Genomic DNA, 19,141 nt, shown 5'->3' with positions numbered 1-19,141 from the left:
CCCATGTGTGCGGCACCACGGCTCTTCCGCACCCGCGGAGGGGCCGAGTCAGTCGGTGGTCTCGGAGAGCATCCGGTCCAGAGCGTCGGCGCCGGCGGCGGCAAGGTGGGCGTTGGGGTAGTCCATCAGGTCCAGGGTGACGGCGGCCGCGGGGGTGTGCCCGGCGGCGAAGGGTGCCTGCAGGGGCGGGTCGCGCAGGATGACGCCGCCCTTGGCGGTGGCGGTCAGGTCCAGGCCGTCGGCCAGGTCGGTGGCCCCGCCGGGGGTGGTGTACCCGTCGATGACGGCGCTCGGTCCCGCCTCCAGGTCCAGGTCCGCGGCGATCGCCGGGTCGGCCAGGGCGGTGTCCCCGGTGGGGGTCAGCAGGTCGGGCAAGGCGTCCCGGGCCTGCTCGGGGGCGATCCACCGGCTGACGGTGGCGCGGTGTCGGGCCAGCTGATGGACGTCCTCGACGGTGTAGCGGCGCAGCTTGGCGCGAAGCCGGGACCGGGCATCGGGGTTGAGCCAGTCGGCCCGTTGGCCCGAGAGCAGGCACAGGGCCGCCCACGCTGTGGCGCCTGCCCACGGGCGCCCGCGTCGCCGGCCGGTCTCGGCCAGGGCCCGCACCTGCTGCTCGTCCAGGAGCAGCAGCTTGCCGGAGCGGCCGGTCACGGTCAGTCGGTCACGTTCGATGAGCCGGCGCACGGCGGTCCGGGAGATGCCGAGGACCCGCCCGGCCTCCGAGACCGTGATGACGCTCATGGGCTCCATTCTCCCCCCGATGAGCACCATTGTGCCAATCGCACACACCAGCGTTGTCGCAGGTCAGCGCAGTCCGACGGTGGCGATCAGGTCTTGCGGAGCAGGTTGGTGACCCCACCGAGGAGCAGGACAGTGAACAGCCAGGACAGCGCCTTGAGAGCGGTGACGACCGCCGCGGCGAGCCACGCGCCTGGGCTCCACACCCATGCCGACGACTGCACGGTTCCGACGACCGGCAGGGCGGTCTCGGCGGCGTACAGCCACTTGTTCAGGCACGGGTAGTCCCAGCCCTCGCGGGCGGCCTGGCAGCCGGTGGCACCGGTCAGGGGACCGTGCTGGGCGACGGCCAGCACGGCGGCTGAGGTGGTCAGCGGCCGTGCCTGCCGGGCGGGCTCCAGTTGGGAGGACCAGATGGCGACGATCACGAAGGTGGCGACCCCGAAGGCGGCCAGCCAGAGCCCGGCGCGCAGGGGGCGGTAACCGAAGCCGACGGCGAGCCCGTACAGGGTGCGCAGCAACCACCGCACCCACCCTGCACCACACTGGTATACCGCGCGCACCGACCAGGTCGGTCGTCCAACCGGTCGAAGCTGCTTGGTGGACCGCTTCGCCGCGGCGATCCGCAACCGGGTCGACTCCTCCATGTACCCGTCACGAGCCAACGCGTCGGCCGCTTCATGCCACGGCTGCGGCACGAACCCCTCCTGCGTGTCCAACCATTGGGTGAGGATGAGGTCGCGCCTACCTTGGCCATGGGGCATGGCATTGAAGCGGAGGCTAGTGACGCTCCATCCGGTCGCGTCCAAGCCGGGATTTGGGGCGTTGTCCTGCAGGACGAGCACCTCGAATTGAGCCAGATGCAGATCCAGCCCCGCCTCCGTCCTTCCGATGAAGACGGATCCGATCACTGAGTTTCTGAGGTTGACCGCCTCATCCTCGTCAGATGGGAACGAGCGGCACACTACCGCTTCAAGTTGCAGCTGGCCGACGATGTGGGCACCTGGGGCACGAACCTTCCCGACTGAGGTCATCCCTCTCCAATAAGATCCGCCGTCCACCCGGACTCGATCGAGGCTGAGTGCGTTCCCGCGGGGGTTGGACAGAACTGCCTTTTGCAAGGCAAGCCCCCCACCGATGTGTGCACCGACAGCGCGCACCTCCCCGGTCGCGTGCAACCCATCCCAGAAGACCCCGCCGTCCACCTGGACACCATCGAGACGGAGGGCGTCCCCATCAGCGTTGAATAAGACGGCCACTTCCAGATCGAGCTGCCGGCTGAAATGCGCGCCTGTGGCCCGCACGCGCCCAATCGTTTGCAGGCCCTCCCAATACGCCTCGCCGTCCACCTTGATGACGTCCACGTTGAGAGCATCCTGGCCCGGGCCGGACCAGATGAACGCGCCGCGGAGGTTTAGTTGCGCGGTAATGTGCGCGCCTAGGGCGCGCACCTCTCCGGTTGCGCGCATCCCGGTACAGAACACCGCGCCTTCCACCTGGACGCCGTCGAGGGTCAATGCTCTCCCTTCGGGGTTGGTCAGAATCGCCCCCTCGAGGTCCAACTGTCCGCCGATGTGGGCCCCGACGGCGTACACCTCCCCGGCCGCGTGCAGTGCCGTCCAGAACGCTCCACCGTCCACCCGGGCTCCGTCGAGGCTGAGGGCCACCTCGGAGCCGGACAGGACCGCTCCCCAAAGGTTCAGTTGTCCACCGATGTGCGCGCCGGTTGCGCGCACCTCCCCGCTCGCGCGCAGTCCGCCCCAAGCCGCGCTGCCGTCCACCCGGACACGGTCGAGGGCCAACGCGATCGCGTCGGGGTTGGACAGGACCGCCCCTGTCAGAATCAGCTGTCCACCGATGTGCGCACCGATCGCCCGCACCCCTCCGGCCGCATGCAGCCCGGACCAGTACGCGTTGCCGCCCACCTGGACATCATCGAGGCTCAGGGCCCTCCCTTCGGGGCTGGCCAGGACCGCCCCCACGAGGTTCAACTGTCCGCCGATGTGCGCACCGACAGCGCGCACCTCCCCGGCCGCGTGCAGTGCCGTCCAGAACGCTCCACCGTCCACCCGGGCCTCGTCGAGGTCGATTCCAGCGGTACGGCATCCAATTAGGCCAAGCACGGAGATCTGCAGTCCTTGAGCCCGCAAGTCGTTCTCCAGTAGGCAGCGGGAGAGGATGACCCGGCAGTCGACATGGGCCCCGACGAGGTCGAGAGTGCCAGTGATCTTGCACCCATGAACCTGCAACCCGTGCGGGTCTGCTGTTACATCGCCTGCGAGGAGCGCTCGGCGGACCGCAGGGGCGGGGATGGTCCGCAGCTGCCCCCACTGCTCGACCTCATCGTCGTCGGGGGCGATGGTCGCTGCCACGGTCATATCGACGTCGAGGATGCCGGGATTCTCGCCGCCGGGATCGACGGGTACGCCGGTCTTGATGGCCTCGATGAGGACCTGCACCCATTCGTCTTCGCTGCGTTCCCCCGTCATGCGGGTCAGTGTGCCGCAGCGGGCGGCCCGGCGACTAGGGGTGCGGGGTCAGCGCAGTCCGACGGTGGCGATCAGGTGGTCGATGCCGGTGCGGGAGAGCGCGACGAGGACCGTTCCGATGCCGAAGATCGCGTACGCGGAGATGGGGACGAGCATGAGCCATTCCCGCCAGGAGCCGGCGTTGCCCAAGACCGGGAAGGCGAGGTAGCCGTTCTCCTTCCAGCACTCCTTGAGCACGGGGATACCGGACAGCACCTTGGGCGGCTTGATGGTGAACGGCCAGACCAGGTTCACCCCGCCGGTGGTGAGCATGTCCCCGGCGATGTGCACGAGCACCCCGAGGGTGACGGCGGTGACGAACCAGGTGCGCTGCTCGGGGGCGGCCAGGGCGATGAGGGTCCCGGCGGCCAGGCCGATCACCCAGGGGATCTTCCGGACGGTGTCGGGGATGATCTGCAGGGCCTTGACGGCGAAGGCGATGAGCAGGACGGACAGGGCTCCGGCCGCGGGGTAGACGGTGCCGAAGGCGTCGGTGTGGATGGTCCACAGTCCGGCCAGCCAGGCGAGCACGGTGAAGGCGATGACCCCGACGATGGCGTGGGTGCCGTGCCGGTGCCCGCCGGCGACGCGGCCGATGCCGGTGCAGGCGATGTTGGACAGGGGCGGCAGGGCGTGGGCGATGGTGGCGTTGTGGTGATCCGCGTCCGGGGCCAGGGCCGCCCCGGCGCACACGAGGGCGCCGATGATGACGCCGGAGGGGCCGACGTCGAGTAGGCCCAGGCCGATGTCGAAGCCGGTCGGGGCGGCCGGGTAGTGCTGGTGCACGGCGGTCAGGTCCACGTGCAGGTGGGTGGTGACGGCCAGCCAGGCGGCGGCGCCGCAGGCAGCGTGGTGGGCGCCCATCATGGCGGTCGGGTCTCCTCGGTGTCGGGGTGTCGACCGTCATGTGTGCGGCACGGGCCGCCTCCCGGTCAGCCGAAGCGCTGGGCCGCCCGCAGCAGGTAGGTGTCTGCGGCGGCCAACAGCTCGTGGGCGCGCCAGGAACGGTCCCGCCGGTGTTGCTCGTGTGCGGTGATGATCCCGGCGTCCTCGAGTGGGCCCATGGCGCGGGCCTGCCGGCGGGGCTCCAGGCCGAGCCGGTCCTGGAGTAGGCCGGGGGTGAGGACGGGGTGGAGGGCGAGCAGGTCCAGGACTGCCCAGACGGCGGCGTCGCGGCGCGCGGAGATCCGGCCGGCCCAGTCAGCGGTGATCTGCTCGATCTCTCGGACGAGCTCGTGCCCGTGGTGGACGGCGGTGAGGGCCGCCTCGGCGGTGACCTGCAGGATGGGCTCGACGTCGCCGTGCCGGTAGGCGGTCAGTGCCCGGTAGTAGTCGTCGGTGTGGCGGGTCAGGCCGGCGGAGATCGGTACGGCCAGGTGCTCGGTGACCCCGGCGCGGCGAAACAGCGCCTGGGTGAGGGCGCGGCCGGTGCGCCCGTTGCCGTCGGTGAACGGGTGGATGGTCTCGAACTGGGCGTGGGCGATCGCCGCGTGGACGAGTGCGGGCTGATCGATCCGGCGCAGGTAGGCGTCCAAGTCGGGGAGCACCTCCTCGATCCAGGTGGCGTGGGGCGGGACGAAATGGGCTCCGACGGGGGAGTGCCCGCCGATCCACACCGCTTGCGTCCGCCAGGCCCCGCGGGGATGCCGCGGGTCGGCGTGGGCCATCAGCAGCCGGTGGCTGTCCAGGATGGTCTGGCTGCTGAAGCCATCGGCGTCGCCCAGGGAGTGTTCGGTGGCGTTGACGTCGTCGACGACGGCGGCCGCGGGCAGCCCGGTGTCGATGCCGAGCTCGGCGGCGGCGACGTCCTCGGTGGAGGCGATGATCCCTTCGATGCGGGATGAGGCGATCGACTCGGCGCGCAGCATGGTCGCGGCGTGGCGTCCGTGGCGTTCGTCGAAGCGGGCCATCTGGTGGGTGGCCTCGTCGAGCAGGGTGGCGGTGGCCGGGTCGGGCCGGTAGGACAGGGGCGCGATGGTTGCGGGCACGGCCGGCCGGTAGGTGCGGCCGTTGTCCGGGTGGTTCGGGTGGGTGCTGGTCCAGGTCATCTCGAGCTTGCCGACGCGCGGCCAGGAGCCGGACCCGAGGACGTTGGCGTCGGGAAGGGCCATGGTGAGCTCCTGGTCGCTAGGTGGGAATCATGACTGCGGATCTGGACAGATGCCAGTCTATCTGTCCAGAACCGCGGTGACCTGCAAACGACATTCCGGGTTACGCGAACGGGTCCTCGTCATCCAGGAGGACCGCCGGCCGGCGTGCGGCGACGCGGGCGGGGGTGGCGGCGAACGGGTCATCGTCCTGCTGCACCATCGCCGGAGTCGTCGGGACCGGCGTGGCGGCCTCGCGCGGTGCTGGGGTCTGCGGGCGCGGCGCAGCGGTGACCGGGCCGACGGCGAAGGGGTCCACGACGGCGGCGAGCTCGAGCCCGTCCAGGTCCAGGCCCGCGGGCGTGAACGGGTCCACCAGCGGTGGTGCCGGCTCGACGTCGACCGGCTCGATCTCGCGCCGGTGGGTCTGCCACACCGGTTCGGCCACCTCGAACGCCCCGTCGGGCTCGTTCAGCAGCGCCGCCTCCAGCTCAGCCTCCACCGGGCCCGCGGGCTGGTCGTCGGGGCCGAGGTCGAAGTCGCCCAGGCCCAGATCACCCAGGTCCAGGTCGTCGAGGTTCAGGTCCAGGTCCAGGTCGCCCAGATCGATCACCGTCGGCTCGACCGGTGCCAGGTCGTGGGGCAGCGGCCGGTCGTGCCCAGCCGGACGGCGCAAGAACGGGGCGATGTCGGTCCTCTCGGCCTCCGACAGCGGGGAGAGCCGGGAGGCCAGCTCGGCGGTGAACCGTTCCTGGCTGGCGTACCACACCTGCATCAGTACAGCCGAGTGATCGAGCGGCTCCCACAGGCCGCGGCCCTTCGGGATCGGGGTCCCCATCGGCGGGGCACTCTCGAAGTCGCGCAGCGCGCTCATCCGATCCCCAGGGGAGGCCGAACCGAGCAGGGTGCGGGCCAGGTTGGTGTTGTGGGTCGGGATGAAGCCCTCCACCAGGAACAGGTGCTCCTCGTCGGCCACGGCGATGCACCGGGTCGGCTCCGTCTCGACCCGGTCGATCGAGACGATAGCCCGGCGGCGGGTGCTGTCCATCGTGCTCGCCGGCTTCTGCTTGGCGGCCTTGCGGGCCAGGCGGAATGCCGGGAAGTCGGCCCCGAAGGAGACCGTGTACACCGTTCCGGTGATCTTCTTCTCGGTGGCTCCGGCCGGGGTGTACCCGGCGGGCCACTCGCTCCAGCCCGGCTTCAGGCCCAGGCCGCGGGCGAGCTCGAGGATGCCCTCGGCCATCGTGCGGTTGACCTGGCCGATGTAGCAGTGGCCGCTGGTGGACAGGGTGCCGTCGGTGTCCATGAGCCCTTGGAGCAGCGTGATCCGCTGGGTGCGGGAGGCGCGCTGGTAGGCCGCCGGGATGTGCTTGTCGTGGAGCACCCCGAGTGCGCGCAGGCGCCCCTTGAGCCCACGGGTTCCGATGAGCTGGTCGGAGCAGGCGAGAACCCGCGGGTCGAAGCCAGCCGCCGTCAGCTGGGCGAGCATGTGCTCCTGGTCCGTCAGGCCGGAGGAATCGGTGCAGGAGGCCGCTGCCGACGAGGTGATGATCCCGGACCCGGAGCTGCCGTCGCCGAGCCACGCCCCCAGCACGTAGGGGTCGATCGGAAGCGGCAGGTCGGGACCGTCGAACGCCGCGGCGTTGCGGATCGCCCACCCGGCCTTCGGGTTGGTCGCCAGTGCGTCGGCCATCTCCTCGGTGGTGACCAGCCGCTCCCGAGCCGTCGGTGCCCCCGTTGCCCGGTCGCGGCCCCACATCGACGCCCAGTGCTCGGCCACGGCGCGCAGGGCATCGGCCGTGCGGTAGGAGTACCCGGGGTGGTGACCGGCCCGGGCGGGGCAACGAGAGGCCTTCAGCGTCTGGCCGAGGTTGCCGGCGGTGCTGGGGCTGACAGGTCGGCCTGCCATGGTCTCGGCGATCTCCCGGGCCGTCGCCCACGGCCGGTCGAGGGTTTCCAGGGCTTCGGCTCCGGGCCGACCGGTGAGGGTCGTCTTGGCGTGCGCGAGGTCGAAGGAGACGGGGGCGGTGCCGCGGGGTCGGATGTACGGGGTGGGGGACCCGAGGTGGTCGAGGTGGAACCGGGTCAGGTTGTACTCGACGGCGATCCGCTCGATCGCTCCCGTGCCTGCGTACCCGACCATCGCTGCGAGCTCGGCCGGGGTGCAGAGCGCCCCGTCCTCCACGGTCTCCGCCAGGGCGCGGATCTGCTGGATGCGCTCGGGCCCGAATCGGCGCACCGCACCCGTCCGGTCGTGCTTGCGCCGGCTCGCCGCGTCCGAGGCGATCCACAGGTGCCCGCCTCCGGCCTTGACCGTCTGCCCGTCATCGAAGGTGACGGCGTAGACGTCGTTGTCGGTGAAGGTCTCGGAGAACTGGATGATCGGGGTGGTCCGCCCGCTGGGGGTGTACAGCAGGTCACCGATCTGCAGGTCCTCGTTGCGGGCCCACCCGGTGGGGAACTTCTCGCTGACCGGGACCGGCAGTCGCGTGTCGAGGCTCAGGTCCTTGATGTCCGCACCGCCCGGCAGGGTGTCGAGCATCTTCGCGGTCAGCTTCTGGGTGCCCAGCAGCAGGTTCACGCCGGCGGAGGCGGCTTCACGGGCCAGCTTGCCGGTGAACATGCCGATCCGCTTGCGGGCGGCGTTGATCGCCAGGACCTCCTCGCGCTCGGCGTCCTCATCCGGGTCGTCGCTGGGGGCAGGGACCGGTTCGAGGGTCATCAGCGAGGTGAACTCGTCGATCAGCACGACCAGGGGCGCCGGCGGGTCGGGCAGCTCGTGGTAGGAGCCGACACCGTGGGCGGCGTTGACCTTCTTCCGCTGCGTGACCTTCGCGTACACGGCCTCCACCACGGCGGCGGCCTCGAAGATGTCCACGGCGATCGCCTGGGCGTAGGGCTTGGCGAACATGAAGTCGGCGGCCGACTTCATCGGATCGACGATGTAGACCTCTGCTCCCTTGGCGAGCATCCCGTACACGTAGGCCTGGGCCATCACGGACTTGCCCGACCGGGTCACACCGGCCAGCAGGGCGTGTGGGGAGATGACCGGGTCCCAGGTGATCGGTTCGCCGTCGATGCCGACGGCGAACGGGACCTCGCGGCCGGACCCGTCCACGACGGCGAAGTCGAAGTCGGTGCGCTCGGGCAGCGGGTTGGACTCCGCGACGAGGAGGCGCACCATCTCGGCGCTGTCGACGCGGCGGACCTCGATGAACGCGTTGTTGGTCGCGGTCTTCAGCTTCTCGGTGGACGCCTTCACCGTGGCGTAGTCCAGGCCCGGGGGCAGAGCGAAGTCCACCTGCAGCACCGACTCGTTGTGCGGCAGGTGGGTCACCGCCTTCAGCTCCGGGACGAGCCCGCCGACCCCGAAGACCTTCGAGTCCAGGAACGCCTGATCCCAGTCCAGGCGCACCAGGTACTGCTCGTGACTGGGCAGCTTCAGCTTGGCCTTGGCCGGGGAGGCGCCGGCGACGATGGAGATGGTGCCGTCCTCGGCGTGGGCGATGCGCAGCCATTCCGAGCCCCAGTGCTGGCGGATCTTCCCGGCCACCGCGCGCAGTTCGGCGAGGGTGACCCCGCCGTGCAGGTCCAGGTCGATCTTCCAGATGTGCTTGCGGGACTCGTCCCGGCTCAGGCAGGTGACCATCCGCACCTCGGGCCGGTCGGCCAGCCGGGCGATGCGGAACGCGTCGTTGACCAGCCCGGCGAGCAGCAGCTTGGGGCCCTCGGGGGAGGGGACGGGGGCGATGTCGTCGGGCTTGGTGGGCAGCGGGTCCTCGGACCAGGACACGGTGAAGGCCTGCGGGTGGCGTTCCCCGGGCTTGGCGCCGGGGTAGCCGGTGACGGAGACGAACGGGGCACCGTTCATGGAGGCGCCCAGCTTGGGCTCGAGCTTGCGGATGTCGGCCAGGGTGATGGAGTTGCGGTTGACGAAGGCGACGGCGGTGATCTTCCGGCCGCCTTTCAGGACCGCGGTCTTGAGGGTGCCGACCTCCCGCTTGGGGTAGTTCGGGCCCAGCCCCAGGTCCACGCTCCACCGGTGCGCCCACGTGTCGTCCTCGGCCAGGTTGCGCATCGTCTCGGTGCTCACCCCGGCCGCCTGGTCCCAGGGAGTGTTCGGGTCGGTGAGTGCGCCCAGGTAGAGGCTGCCCATCCCGGACATGGCCCGGTGGTCGATGAGGGCCTGGGTGCCGGCGTTGGCGGCGATGCCGGCCCGGGCGTTGGTGCGCAGGTACTCGGCGTTGGGGCCGTCGGGCATCGACCAGCTGATCAGCCAGGCGGCCGGGCCTTCACCGGGGGTGGTGAGCAGGTGGGCGTCCTCGGCGATCGGCCGGCCCAGCCCGCCCTCGTCGGCGGTCCATACCAGCACGGCGCGGGCGAACTCGCGCACCACCTCGGGGGTGGTGGCCGGGTCGGTCAGGTCCGGTTCGGCGCCGGAGGGCCAGGCGGCGACCTCGAACCGGATGGGGTGCTTGGTGCCGGGCATCGGGGCGCCGGTGGCGTCGGTGCTGGGCACGGACAGGACGGCGATGCGGGAGCCGGACCCGACGGTGGGGGTGATCTTCGGGCCCATGGTCCACATGCCGACCGCGCCCAGGGACGCGGGGGCGTCGAACGTGTCGATGGTGGCGTTCCCGACGGTGCGCCGGGCCACCAGCCGGGGTGCGGGGTCGATCTTGAGCATCGTCCACCGGGGTGCCCATTCGGCGCGGGCGGCCACGACGAGCTTCCACGCCTCGGTGGCGTGCCGGATCCACGGGCCGGCCAGGGTGGCCAGCACCCCGCCGGTCAGGCAGAGCGCCCAGATCGGGGTCTCGGGGATGGCCGGGGCGTGGGCGGCGTCGGTGGCCAGGGGCAGTAAGGAGACGGCGAGGGTGCCGGCGAAGGCGCCCAGCCCGAGTCCGGCGATGGTGAGGATGATGACGAGCTTGGTGTTGGCCCGGGTCAGGGTGATCAGGTCCGCGACCGTGGTGCCGGGGCTGACGTCGTCGGGCACGAGGGTGGCCCGGCGGGTGCGGGCGGCCGCGGCGATGAGAACGAACACAGCGGCGGCGTTCAGCCACGGCCCGTTCGGGGCCGTGTACTGGTCGTGGACCGGGATCAGGGTGGCGGCCAGGCCCGCCCACAGGGCGACCAGGAAGGAGAGCTGGACCTTCAGGCCCGGCATCCAGGCGGTGCCGGGCAGGATGAGGGCCATCTTCATCCGCCCCCAGTACCGGGACTGGTCGTAGAGCTTCTGCTCGCCGGGGTGGGCGGCGGTGGCGTACCCGCGGGCGTCCTTCTTGCCGGTGAGCATGGCCGACGGGAAGAGGAACGCGGCGGCGACCGCACCGGCCCACAGGGCGACCAGGCCGGGGTAGCCGTACCAGGTCCCGGCCCCGGCCACGCCGACGGCGATGAGCAGGATGAACCCGGTGATGGGCTTGCCGGGTCCGGCGGCGGCGCGAGCGGGCATGGGGTGGGTCCTCGTCTACGTCAGGGCGGGGGTCGTCGTGGTGGGGGTGCCGGTCAGGCGAACGGGTCGTCCTCGAGCGGGTCGACGGTGGTGGGCACCGCGCGCAGGCCCGGCCCGGTCCGTGCCGTGGGTCGGGCCAGGGGCCGGGTGCTGAGGTGTTCGGCGCCGGCGGCGACCGGAAGGGGTACCGGGGTGGGCCGGACCAGCAGGGTGGAGAGGCGGTGCACGATCGCCGGGTCGGCTCCGGTGCGCCCGGCGGTTCCGGCGATGCGTGCGGCGGCGGAGGGCAATGCGGTCCCGGCCAGGCGGCTCGCCCCGTTCAGGCGCAGCGCCCACAGGGTGGGGTTGGCCCGGGTGGAGGAGGACCAGATGACCAGGCGGGGGCCGATCACGGTGGCCCCGGTGCCGGCCAGGTGCTTGACGAACGCGTCCCGCACCCAGGTCATGTCCTTGGCGGTGTGGTCCACCCGGGTGGTCCCGCGCCGGTTCACCCCGGCCAGGGTCCAGTAGAAGCCCGGCTTCCAGACCTTCGAATCGAGCAGGTAGACCCGGTTGCCGGCGACCAGGACGTGGTCGATGTTGGCGCGGCCGCCGCGGATGGGCACCCGCAGGTCGTGCAGGACGGCGATCCGGTCGGCATGCTGGTTCAGGACCGTTTCGGTGCGTCGCTCCCCGTCGGCGCCGATGCGCGCGACCGTGGCGTTGGCCGCCCAGGAGGTGTCCCCGGACAGGCCGGTGGCGGCACTGCCGTACACCCCGGTGATCCCCGGGTGGGTGCGGACGCTCACCAGAACAGCCCGGCCACGAACCAGACGGCGATGGCCGCGAAGACGGCCAGCACGGTCAGGCGCCCGGCGGTGCTGGCGAAGAAGTCGCGCAGCCCCTCGGCCTGTTCGTCCCGGGGCTGGGTGATCCGGTCCAGGAACCGGCGGGCGGTCTTCTCGTCGTTGTCCATGCCGGTGGACATGCGTAGACCCGGGCCCGGTCACCGCTCCGGAAGGGACGGTCTGGTCAGACCCGCAGCCGGGCCGGCAGGCGGGTGTCCTTGGCGTTGCCCACCCCGGCACCGAGCCGGCGGCCCTTGGCCCGTTCGGGCTGGGTGAGCGCCGGGACGGGGACGAGCCGGCCCGACCGGGACATGGGGGAGCCGATCATGCGGGTGCGGTCCTTGGGCGGGCGCAGCCAGGTGGGGGTGGCCAGCAGGACGGCGGCGTTCTCGATCACCGCGGTGGCGTCGAAACCGGTCCACGGGGTGAACGCGTAGTCGGTCAGCAGCCCGGTCGAGCGCCACCGGTCCGGGCCCTGGCCGCGGCCGGTGGGGAAGGAGGTGGTCAGGGAGAAGAACTGCTCGGAGACCTCCCGCGCGGCAGGGAACCAGTCCTCCCAGTGGGCCAGGCCCAGCCGGGCGGCCGGGGAGTCCGGGCTGGTGCCGGGGAACTCGCGCAGCACCTTGACGATGGTGCGGCGGATGTCGTGCACCGGGTCCGGGGTGTCGTGCCGGGACCGGTCCGGGTGCGGGGCGGCGATGAAGACGATGACCAGGCCGGAGGACTCCAGGGGCCGGTCGCGCAGGATCTGCGCCCACCGGCGGACCTTGGACTCGAAGGAGGGGGAGGCAGTGGCGGTCAGTTCGAAGACGATGCGCAGCCCGTCGGTGCGCACGATCGTCCCGTCGGCGCGACGGTTGTCCGGGGTGGTGATGCTCTTGCCCAGCCCGGTGCCGGCGAGCAGGTCCACGGTGGACAGCTTCTCCCCGAGCACAGTGCCCACGCTCAAGTACTCGGCCGCGCGCAGGCCCAGCTCGGTGGCCAGCAGGTTGTGCCGGTCGTACTGGCCCCCGCCGGACCACGGGTAGCCGCCGGTGATGGTGACCCACTCGGGCCAGGTCAGGGCGTCGCGCACGTGGGTGTCGAAGCCGCCGGCGGTCCCGGGCCGGTACAGGGTGTGCCGGTCGGTGGTCGGGTGCGGGTTCGCCCAGTTCGAGTACATGCCGAAGTCGATGACCCCGGTCTGGAAGGAGGGCAGAACCGCGGCGCTGTACGGGTTGAGCAGGGCCTTGCGCCCGGTCAGGGCGGCGGCCTGTTCGGCCGAGACGGTGCGCCAGGAGTCCAGGACCGCCCACAGGTGGTGCCGGTCGGTGCGCCCGCGCGGGTCGGCCAGCTTCTCGTGCGCCTCCTCGGGGGTGGTCAGCATCCGCGGGTCCGTCTTCCCGCCGGCCCCGGCGCGGGCCCGGGTCATCTCGGCGGTCGCCCACAGGGCGGTCGAGCCGACAGCCCAGAGCCGGTCCCAGTACGGGTCGGACCGTTCGTGGGCGGCGGCCTCGGGCAGTGGGGTGGCCGAGGGGATGATCTCGGTGGGGATCCCGTCGACGGGTTTGCGGCGGGGCCCGCGCACCGGCGGGCGGGTCAGGGCGGGGGCGCTCATCAGGCCGCTCCGAGCATCGGGGTGCGGCCCTGGGTGGCGGGGTAGCCGGGGATGTCGGCCTCGAAATTGGGGATGGCGGCGACGAACCCGTCCTGCCGTCGCCCGGTCACCTGGGTGCGGATGACCGCGGTGTAGGGCTCGAGGTGGTGGATGTCCTCGGCGGTCCACGCGGCGCCGACCGCTTCGGCCACTTCCCGGGCGGTGGCCGGGTCGGTCTGGGCGTAGGAGATGAGGGTGGCGTAGGTGAGCAGGTTGTTGCGCAGGCCCGGGGGCAGCTGTTCGGGTCGCTGGGTGGCCAGGATGGGCTGCACCCCGAAGGAGCGGCCCTGGTCGCGCAGCCAGCCGAGGATCTCCGGGGAGGTGCCGGCCAGCAAGGACAGCTCGTCGGAGAAGATCGAGAGGTACCGGCCCGCCTCCAGCCACCCGGAGCAATGCCGCTTGATCGCGTTCTGCAGGGTGTACATCAGCATGGAGGAGATCTGCTGGTTGGCCGAGTCGTCCAGGATGACCCCGGTCGGGGATGAGCCGGTGTTGATCACGACGGCGCGGTGCCCGTCGAGGATCTGCCCGAAGGTGGCCGCCGGTCGGGACGGGTCCCACCAGGAGTCCAGGGCGAGCAGGGCGAAGACCTTGTTGCGGGGCGCTTCGATGAACGGGCGCCGCGCGGAGGGGGTCACCCCGTCGTAGAGCGGGGCCAGGGAGGCGGTGGCCAGTTCGAGCGCGTGGTCGGGGGTGCCGCGTTCGCGCAGCTTCACCGCCAGGGACCGGATGCCGTCGGCCAGGCGGATGCCGACGTTGTCGGACCGGCCGCCCAGCAGCAGGTGCGCGTAGTAGAGCGGGGACTGGCCGGCGGTGATGACCAGGGCCTCGGTCTCCTCCAGTTCCATGTCCTCGATCATCGCGTCGGTGACGGCCAGCCCGGCGGTCAGCACGGCGACCAGCGTCTCGTAGGAGCGGTCACCGATGGCGCTCTCCCCGAACGCGTAGCGCATGGCGTTGGTGAAGAACGCGGCGCGGGCGGCGTTGTCCCCGGGCACGGCGAACAGGTCGATGCGCGGGGTGTGCGGGTCGGTGACGTCGATGGGGAAGGCCCGGTCACCGAGGGTGGACGCCCAGCTGACGTACTTGGCCATCCCGTCGCCCTTGGACTCGAACGCGATCAGGGTGTTGCGGGCCCCGGCGTGCCCTGGCTGCCCGGACGGGTTCACCCGCTCGAGGCAGGAGAAGCCGAACAGGGAGCGGACCAGCAGGGACTTGCCGGAGTTGGGTTGGCCGACGATGGCGACCCCCAGGTTCAAGGCGGCGGCCTCCAGGTGGGCGTGCCCGTCGGCGGTGGTCCCGATCATCGGGCCGATGGGGGCGAGCACGTCCGGTGGGGTGGGACGGTCCGCGGTGGTGGTCACCCCGGAGATCGCCCCGGCGTGCGGGGAGACGAGCCCGGCGATCACGGTCGGGCCGAGCAGGAACGTGTCGGCGGTCAGCGGGTAGTCCCCGTCGAAGGCGGGCACGATGCGGGTGCGGGTGCCCTGGGACCCGTCGGACCGGGTGAACGGGACGGTGTGGGTGGACTCCTTGTGCGGTGGCCGCGGCCGGCCGGTGCGGATGGCCGGGGCGGGGGCCTGCCCGGTCATCAGGCGGCGGCGGATGCGGGTCAGCGGGGAGTGCAGCACCCCGGCCGCGGCGGCGATCCCGGCGACGGCGAGGATCCCGGCGGCAGCGTAGAGGGCGCCGGTGAGCGGGGCGACGTAGGGGTGGACCTCGGCCGGCAGGGCGGGCATCCCGAACAGGGTGGCCGCGGCCAGGGCCAGCCCGAGCGGGATGCCGGCGACGGCGCGGTGGAACCGGGACGGGTAGTCGATGCGGGTCTGCAGGTCGAAGCCGGGCATGGCCGCGGCGATCGCGGTCAGCAGGCTGTGCACGTCCTGCTGGTCACGGCCACCGGCGGTGAAGGTGGCGACCACGGTGTTCGCACCCATCGAGTGGTGGGTGGGCACGGCCACCCCGAGCCGGTACCCGAGCCACTTGGCGTACCGGCTCCGTTCCCGGTCCCGGGGCTTGCGCAGTCCGACGGCCACCCAGGTTCCCTCGGCCATGACGGAGCCGAGGATGCGGGGCAGTTCGGCGGGGTCGATCCCGGCCTGCGTCTCGCGCAGCACGGGGGAGCGGTGGTAGAGGAGCCGGCCGATGACGGGGGTGTTGACCAGGTCGTGGGGCAGGTCCGGTTCGGCTTCGGCGCGGGCGCCGACGGCCTGGGCGAGGGTCAGCTGCGGGTTGGACACGGCCGCCTTCTCGCTCACGATCAGGTACCCGTGCAGGCCGCGTTCGTCGCGGCGGGCGAGGAGTGTGGCGGGCCCGGCGGTGGTGGCGGCGGCAGCGAACGCGGCGGTGCGCTGGTTGAACTGCATCGGGTTGGTGTCCACGGAGGAGGCCTTGGCCATCCGGTACGCGCGCAGAGTGTTCATGCCCTCGGACATGCGTAGACAGCCCTGATCAGCCCGGATCAGGCCAGAATGCCCGTACCCGGGGTTTCGCACGTTTCCACGATGCGGATTATCGGGTCTGGGATGGCGGGAAACGCCGCAAGCGGGCCAGATCGGCCAGCCCGCCACTTCCACCCACCCAGTGCACCGTGGTTGCCGGGTGTCGCCTTCGCCGGTCGTGGCCAGGGGGCGGAGCGTGGACTCACCAGTGCGCCGTGGTGCTATCTGGGTTGTGTACGGCGGCTTCTGGTTTCGTCACGGCTCCGCCTTCGGTGACTTCGTCCCCGCACCGGTTTCGGCCGTGGGGCGGCCTCTTCCGGTGTCCCTGGCCTCGGCCGGCTGCGGCGACGTGGTGCGGGTCCCGCACCGTCAGTGGGGTGCTGGGTGGGTGTGGCGGGCTGCGCCCGCAGGGGGTGTCTGGTGGGGGTGGGTGCCCAGGGTTGAGCCTGGGGGTGGTGTGGCGCCTGCGGCGCGGGCGGGTGATGCGAGGGGTGTGCGTGACGGGTGCCGGTCTGAGGGGTCGTCCTGGCGGTCGGGCAGTGGCAACGGTTTGGTTGCCGGTCTGGGTGTCGCACCGGTCACCGTGATGGTGACGATGATGGCGTGCGCATGGTCGGCCGGTTCACCCAGGGATGGGCAACGTGATGGTTGCCGGTCCGGGTGTCGCACCGGTCACCGAGCCGGTCACCATGACGAGCCCCGACGTCCAGGCCAGCCGCATCATGAAGCCCCGGCCATCGACGGATCGGCCAACATCGCCACGGTCACCGCCCCGGCCCACGAACCGGCACCCGAGACGCCCCACCCGGCCCCACGATCCCTGGCGCCGCAGGCGCCCACTCCAGCACCACCCACCCCACGACCACCCGGTCACCGGCAGGAGGACGGCCCCGGCTGGAACAACGAGCCCGGTCAACCCACCGCCACCACCCACCCCAGCCGGTGCGCCGTGACGAGGCCCGAGCCGTGCAGCAAGACGCCACCGGAACGACGTGAGCGCCAGCGAACCAGACCGGTGCGGCGAAGCGAACACCAGCGAAGGCCACGCCACGGCGCCCGCGGGCGAAGCCCGCACGCGCGCGCAGCGCGCCCACGGGTCACCACGAGCGGAACGTCGGCACCGTACGCACCGGTCACCACCGTCACGGCCACCACACCGGGGACCGTCACGGCCACCACCACGACCCGGGCAGGTGAGCGCCAGCGAGCAGGCCCAGGTCAACGAACCGAGGGAGCCGAAGGCGACCACGGGACGGACAACGGAACAGGTCAACGAAACGGTCAACGGAACGGCCCCCGAGACGGCCAACGCCACGGGACCGCGCCGCAGGCGCCGGGAGGGACGAAGTCCCGACCTTCTTCTATATGGCCACCCCACCGTCGCCAGGCCGGCCGGCAGGCTGGCCGGTCACTGCGGTCGGCGGCTATCGCCGGCCCACCGCACCGCTACGCGGCGCGGGGCAGGGCGGCGGCGCCGGTCGGCCACTGTTGTCGGATTGCGGTCTTGCGGCTATCGCCGGGGGCGCTGGCCAACGGCCGCGGCAGTTCATAGGATGTGCCCACCATGTGGGGGTGGACCGTTGGCAAGTCAAGGGCCCAGGGGTGATGAGCATGGTGGTGTCGAAGTCTGTTCGGTGGTCGGCGGTAGTGTCGACGGGAGTGCTCGCCGTAGCTCTCACGGGGTGCGGGGGAGGGGCGACGTCAGCTGTGACGGTGACCGTGACGGCCGCAGCCTCGCCGGCGGCCACGGAGTCGTCGAGCTCCTCGCCAATGTCTTCGGAGTCATCCGAGTCGGCGTTCTCTTCGCCGTCCGTGGACCCGACCGAGGGTACGGGGGACACGTCTCCGTCGCCGTCCTCTACGGAAGGCGAGTGGTTTCCGCCCAACGGCGGCATCACTCCACCGCCCGGTCAAGCGTCAACGCCCGCGGCGGACAGCCAGCCGCCCTTCGATCTGGCCAAGGGGCAGAAGCACGAGCTGCTCATGGAGTTCGACCAGGGCTACAAGCAGCGGGCGCACCTGACCCTGTATCCGGGGTTGCGGGGCGACGACGCGGACGCACTCCAGCGCGGTTGGGCGGCGGTCGGCGGTAGCGGATCGGACCCGTGTGGCGATACGTCGATGGTCATTCAGGGGGCGACGGATCAGAAGGTGGTCGCAGCAACCTCATACGTGGTCTACGGGTCGCTGTCGATCGACAACGACAGTGGAGGATTCGACTCTCCGCCGAATGCAAGCTGGCAGTGGGTCCTCGGCTCCGGGAGGAAGGGCAGCGTTCTGGAGGACGACCCCGTCGACACGAAGTACCGGGTGATGGGTGTGGGCTACGGGAACGGGGCGGTCTGCCACGACGCTGGCAGCGGCGGCTTCCTCATGACCCCGAACTTCACCAACAGCAACCACTGGGGACCGGTGCCGGTGGTGTTCTACCTGGACGGCACCTATACGCCCAAGCACCCCAACGGCAACCTCGCAAACATCACCAGCGCCCGGATCGGCGCGTTCCTCGGCAAGGTCACGACGCCCGGCGAGGAGAACGGCATCCCGCTGCCCGCTCCGGCGAAGTAGCCGGGGACGGGAACGGGCGCGCATCCGGGTGGATGCGCGCCCGTGCCTCCGGGTCGATGAGGTCAGTCCCGGGTGCGGATCAGGGCGACGCCGGTGGTCAGGCCGGCGACGGCGGCGAGCAGGGTGACCCACCAGTCCCCGCCGCTGAACCCGGCGATCAGGAAGAGCTCGAACGAGGCGATGGTGGTCGCGGCGAGCACGGCCCGGGCGGCGCCGAGGCCGGGGAGGCAGAGCGCGGCGAAGGCGAGGCCGACGACCAGCAGGGCGAGGGTCATGGCCGTGCCGGGTCCGGGGCGGCCGGTGAGCTCGGCCTGCAGGGCGACTGCACCGGACCAGGTGGCCGGGGCGGCCAGCAGCACGGCGGCCGTCTCGGCGGCGTGGTCGGCCAGGGTGCGCTTGCCGGCGGCGACGTCCAGGTCGGCGGGGATGGTGGTGGTGGTCATCGTGGTCCGTCCTTCCAGGTGGGGTGCCCGGGTGGTCCCGGGGGTTGATACCCCTCATGTGTGCGGCGCCGGCCGTCGTGCACGACGTCGCCGGGAAGGGCGACGGTGTGGTGGCCGGGTCAGTACAGGTCGGTGCTGACCCGGTCGCGGTGACCGCCGGCGCGGGCGGCGTCGGCCAGGGGGACGGCCATGGGGCGGCCCAGGTCGCGGAAGTACAGGCGGGTGCCCGGGTGGGCGTCGAGGGTCAGGTGCAGCAGCTCGGCACAGAACTCGTCGTCGAAGGCGGTCACCGCCTCGCAGTCGATGACCACGGTGCCGGTCAGCGTGCCGGGGACCAGGTCGATGGCCGTACCGCGGCCGACGACGCGGGCGGGCAGGACGATGGTCTGGATCGGGGTTGGCATCGTGACCTCCA

At 71.7% G+C, this 19,141-nt stretch carries 12 protein-coding genes; 1 reads left to right on the top strand and 11 read right to left on the bottom strand.

What is annotated here, in order from left to right:
* Nucleotides 1-48 precede the first annotated feature (48 nt).
* The 9 genes from V6N00_RS12775 to V6N00_RS12735 form a co-directional block, all read right to left on the bottom strand.
* Nucleotides 49-741, bottom strand: a complete 693-nt coding sequence (locus tag V6N00_RS12775) for a helix-turn-helix domain-containing protein (RefSeq protein WP_334232820.1) — start codon at nt 739-741, stop codon at nt 49-51.
* A gap of 86 nt (nt 742-827) precedes the next feature.
* On the bottom strand, nt 828-3,227 hold the full coding sequence (locus V6N00_RS12770) for an RCC1 domain-containing protein (protein ID WP_334232819.1): 2,400 nt from the start codon (nt 3,225-3,227) through the stop codon (nt 828-830).
* A gap of 48 nt (nt 3,228-3,275) precedes the next feature.
* Nucleotides 3,276-4,133 (bottom strand): metal-dependent hydrolase, encoded by an 858-nt coding sequence (locus V6N00_RS12765; RefSeq protein ID WP_334232818.1) that lies wholly within the window; start codon nt 4,131-4,133, stop codon nt 3,276-3,278.
* A gap of 65 nt (nt 4,134-4,198) precedes the next feature.
* Nucleotides 4,199-5,377, bottom strand: coding sequence for a Fic family protein (locus V6N00_RS12760; protein ID WP_334232817.1), 1,179 nt, complete (start codon nt 5,375-5,377; stop codon nt 4,199-4,201).
* A 100-nt stretch (nt 5,378-5,477) separates the two neighbouring features.
* Nucleotides 5,478-10,811 carry a hypothetical protein gene (locus V6N00_RS12755; protein WP_334232816.1) on the bottom strand — a complete coding sequence of 1,778 codons (5,334 nt, stop codon included), beginning with the start codon at nt 10,809-10,811 and terminating at the stop codon, nt 5,478-5,480.
* 53 nt (nt 10,812-10,864) lie between these two features.
* Complete coding sequence (locus V6N00_RS12750; RefSeq protein ID WP_334232815.1) at nt 10,865-11,599, bottom strand: nuclease-related domain-containing protein; 735 nt, start codon at nt 11,597-11,599, stop codon at nt 10,865-10,867.
* Complete coding sequence (locus V6N00_RS12745; RefSeq protein WP_334232814.1) at nt 11,596-11,778, bottom strand: hypothetical protein; 183 nt, start codon at nt 11,776-11,778, stop codon at nt 11,596-11,598. The genes V6N00_RS12750 and V6N00_RS12745 overlap by 4 nt, the downstream gene beginning before the upstream one ends.
* 44 nt (nt 11,779-11,822) lie before the next feature.
* Nucleotides 11,823-13,235 carry a hypothetical protein gene (locus V6N00_RS12740; RefSeq protein WP_334232813.1) on the bottom strand — a complete coding sequence of 471 codons (1,413 nt, stop codon included), beginning with the start codon at nt 13,233-13,235 and terminating at the stop codon, nt 11,823-11,825.
* The gene (locus V6N00_RS12735; protein WP_334232812.1) at nt 13,235-15,697 is read right to left on the bottom strand and encodes a type IV secretory system conjugative DNA transfer family protein; all 2,463 of its coding nucleotides are present in this window, start codon (nt 15,695-15,697) and stop codon (nt 13,235-13,237) included. The genes V6N00_RS12740 and V6N00_RS12735 overlap by 1 nt, the downstream gene beginning before the upstream one ends.
* 1,830 nt (nt 15,698-17,527) lie before the next feature.
* Here V6N00_RS12735 and V6N00_RS12730 point away from each other — a divergent pair.
* Nucleotides 17,528-18,283, top strand: coding sequence for a hypothetical protein (locus V6N00_RS12730; RefSeq protein WP_334232811.1), 756 nt, complete (start codon nt 17,528-17,530; stop codon nt 18,281-18,283).
* A gap of 62 nt (nt 18,284-18,345) precedes the next feature.
* Here the strand turns inward: V6N00_RS12730 and V6N00_RS12725 are convergent, their stop codons facing one another.
* Both V6N00_RS12725 and V6N00_RS12720 read right to left on the bottom strand, forming a co-directional pair.
* Entirely contained in the window at nt 18,346-18,726 is a 381-nt protein-coding gene (locus tag V6N00_RS12725) for a hypothetical protein (RefSeq protein ID WP_334232810.1), read from the bottom strand.
* A 119-nt stretch (nt 18,727-18,845) separates the two neighbouring features.
* Nucleotides 18,846-19,130 (bottom strand): hypothetical protein, encoded by a 285-nt coding sequence (locus V6N00_RS12720; RefSeq protein ID WP_334232809.1) that lies wholly within the window; start codon nt 19,128-19,130, stop codon nt 18,846-18,848.
* Nucleotides 19,131-19,141: the final 11 nt, after the last annotated feature.

The organism is Tersicoccus mangrovi (assembly GCF_036881825.1).
Classification (GTDB): Bacteria; Actinomycetota; Actinomycetes; order Actinomycetales; family Micrococcaceae; genus Tersicoccus; species Tersicoccus mangrovi.
This window is presented reverse-complemented; position numbering and strand designations above follow the sequence as displayed.

Excerpts from the sequence above, each read along its gene's own strand:
- V6N00_RS12775 (WP_334232820.1), bottom strand. The coding sequence starts at position 741 with ATGAGCGTCATCACGGTCTCGGAGGCCGGGCGGGTCCTCGGCATCTCC.
- V6N00_RS12770 (WP_334232819.1), bottom strand. The coding sequence starts at position 3,227 with ATGACGGGGGAACGCAGCGAAGACGAATGGGTGCAGGTCCTCATCGAG.
- V6N00_RS12765 (WP_334232818.1), bottom strand. The coding sequence starts at position 4,133 with ATGATGGGCGCCCACCACGCTGCCTGCGGCGCCGCCGCCTGGCTGGCC.
- V6N00_RS12760 (WP_334232817.1), bottom strand. The coding sequence starts at position 5,377 with ATGGCCCTTCCCGACGCCAACGTCCTCGGGTCCGGCTCCTGGCCGCGC.
- V6N00_RS12755 (WP_334232816.1), bottom strand. The coding sequence starts at position 10,811 with ATGCCCGCTCGCGCCGCCGCCGGACCCGGCAAGCCCATCACCGGGTTC.
- V6N00_RS12745 (WP_334232814.1), bottom strand. The coding sequence starts at position 11,778 with ATGTCCACCGGCATGGACAACGACGAGAAGACCGCCCGCCGGTTCCTG.
- V6N00_RS12740 (WP_334232813.1), bottom strand. The coding sequence starts at position 13,235 with ATGAGCGCCCCCGCCCTGACCCGCCCGCCGGTGCGCGGGCCCCGCCGC.
- V6N00_RS12735 (WP_334232812.1), bottom strand. The coding sequence starts at position 15,697 with ATGAACACTCTGCGCGCGTACCGGATGGCCAAGGCCTCCTCCGTGGAC.
- V6N00_RS12725 (WP_334232810.1), bottom strand. The coding sequence starts at position 18,726 with ATGACCACCACCACCATCCCCGCCGACCTGGACGTCGCCGCCGGCAAG.
- V6N00_RS12720 (WP_334232809.1), bottom strand. The coding sequence starts at position 19,130 with ATGCCAACCCCGATCCAGACCATCGTCCTGCCCGCCCGCGTCGTCGGC.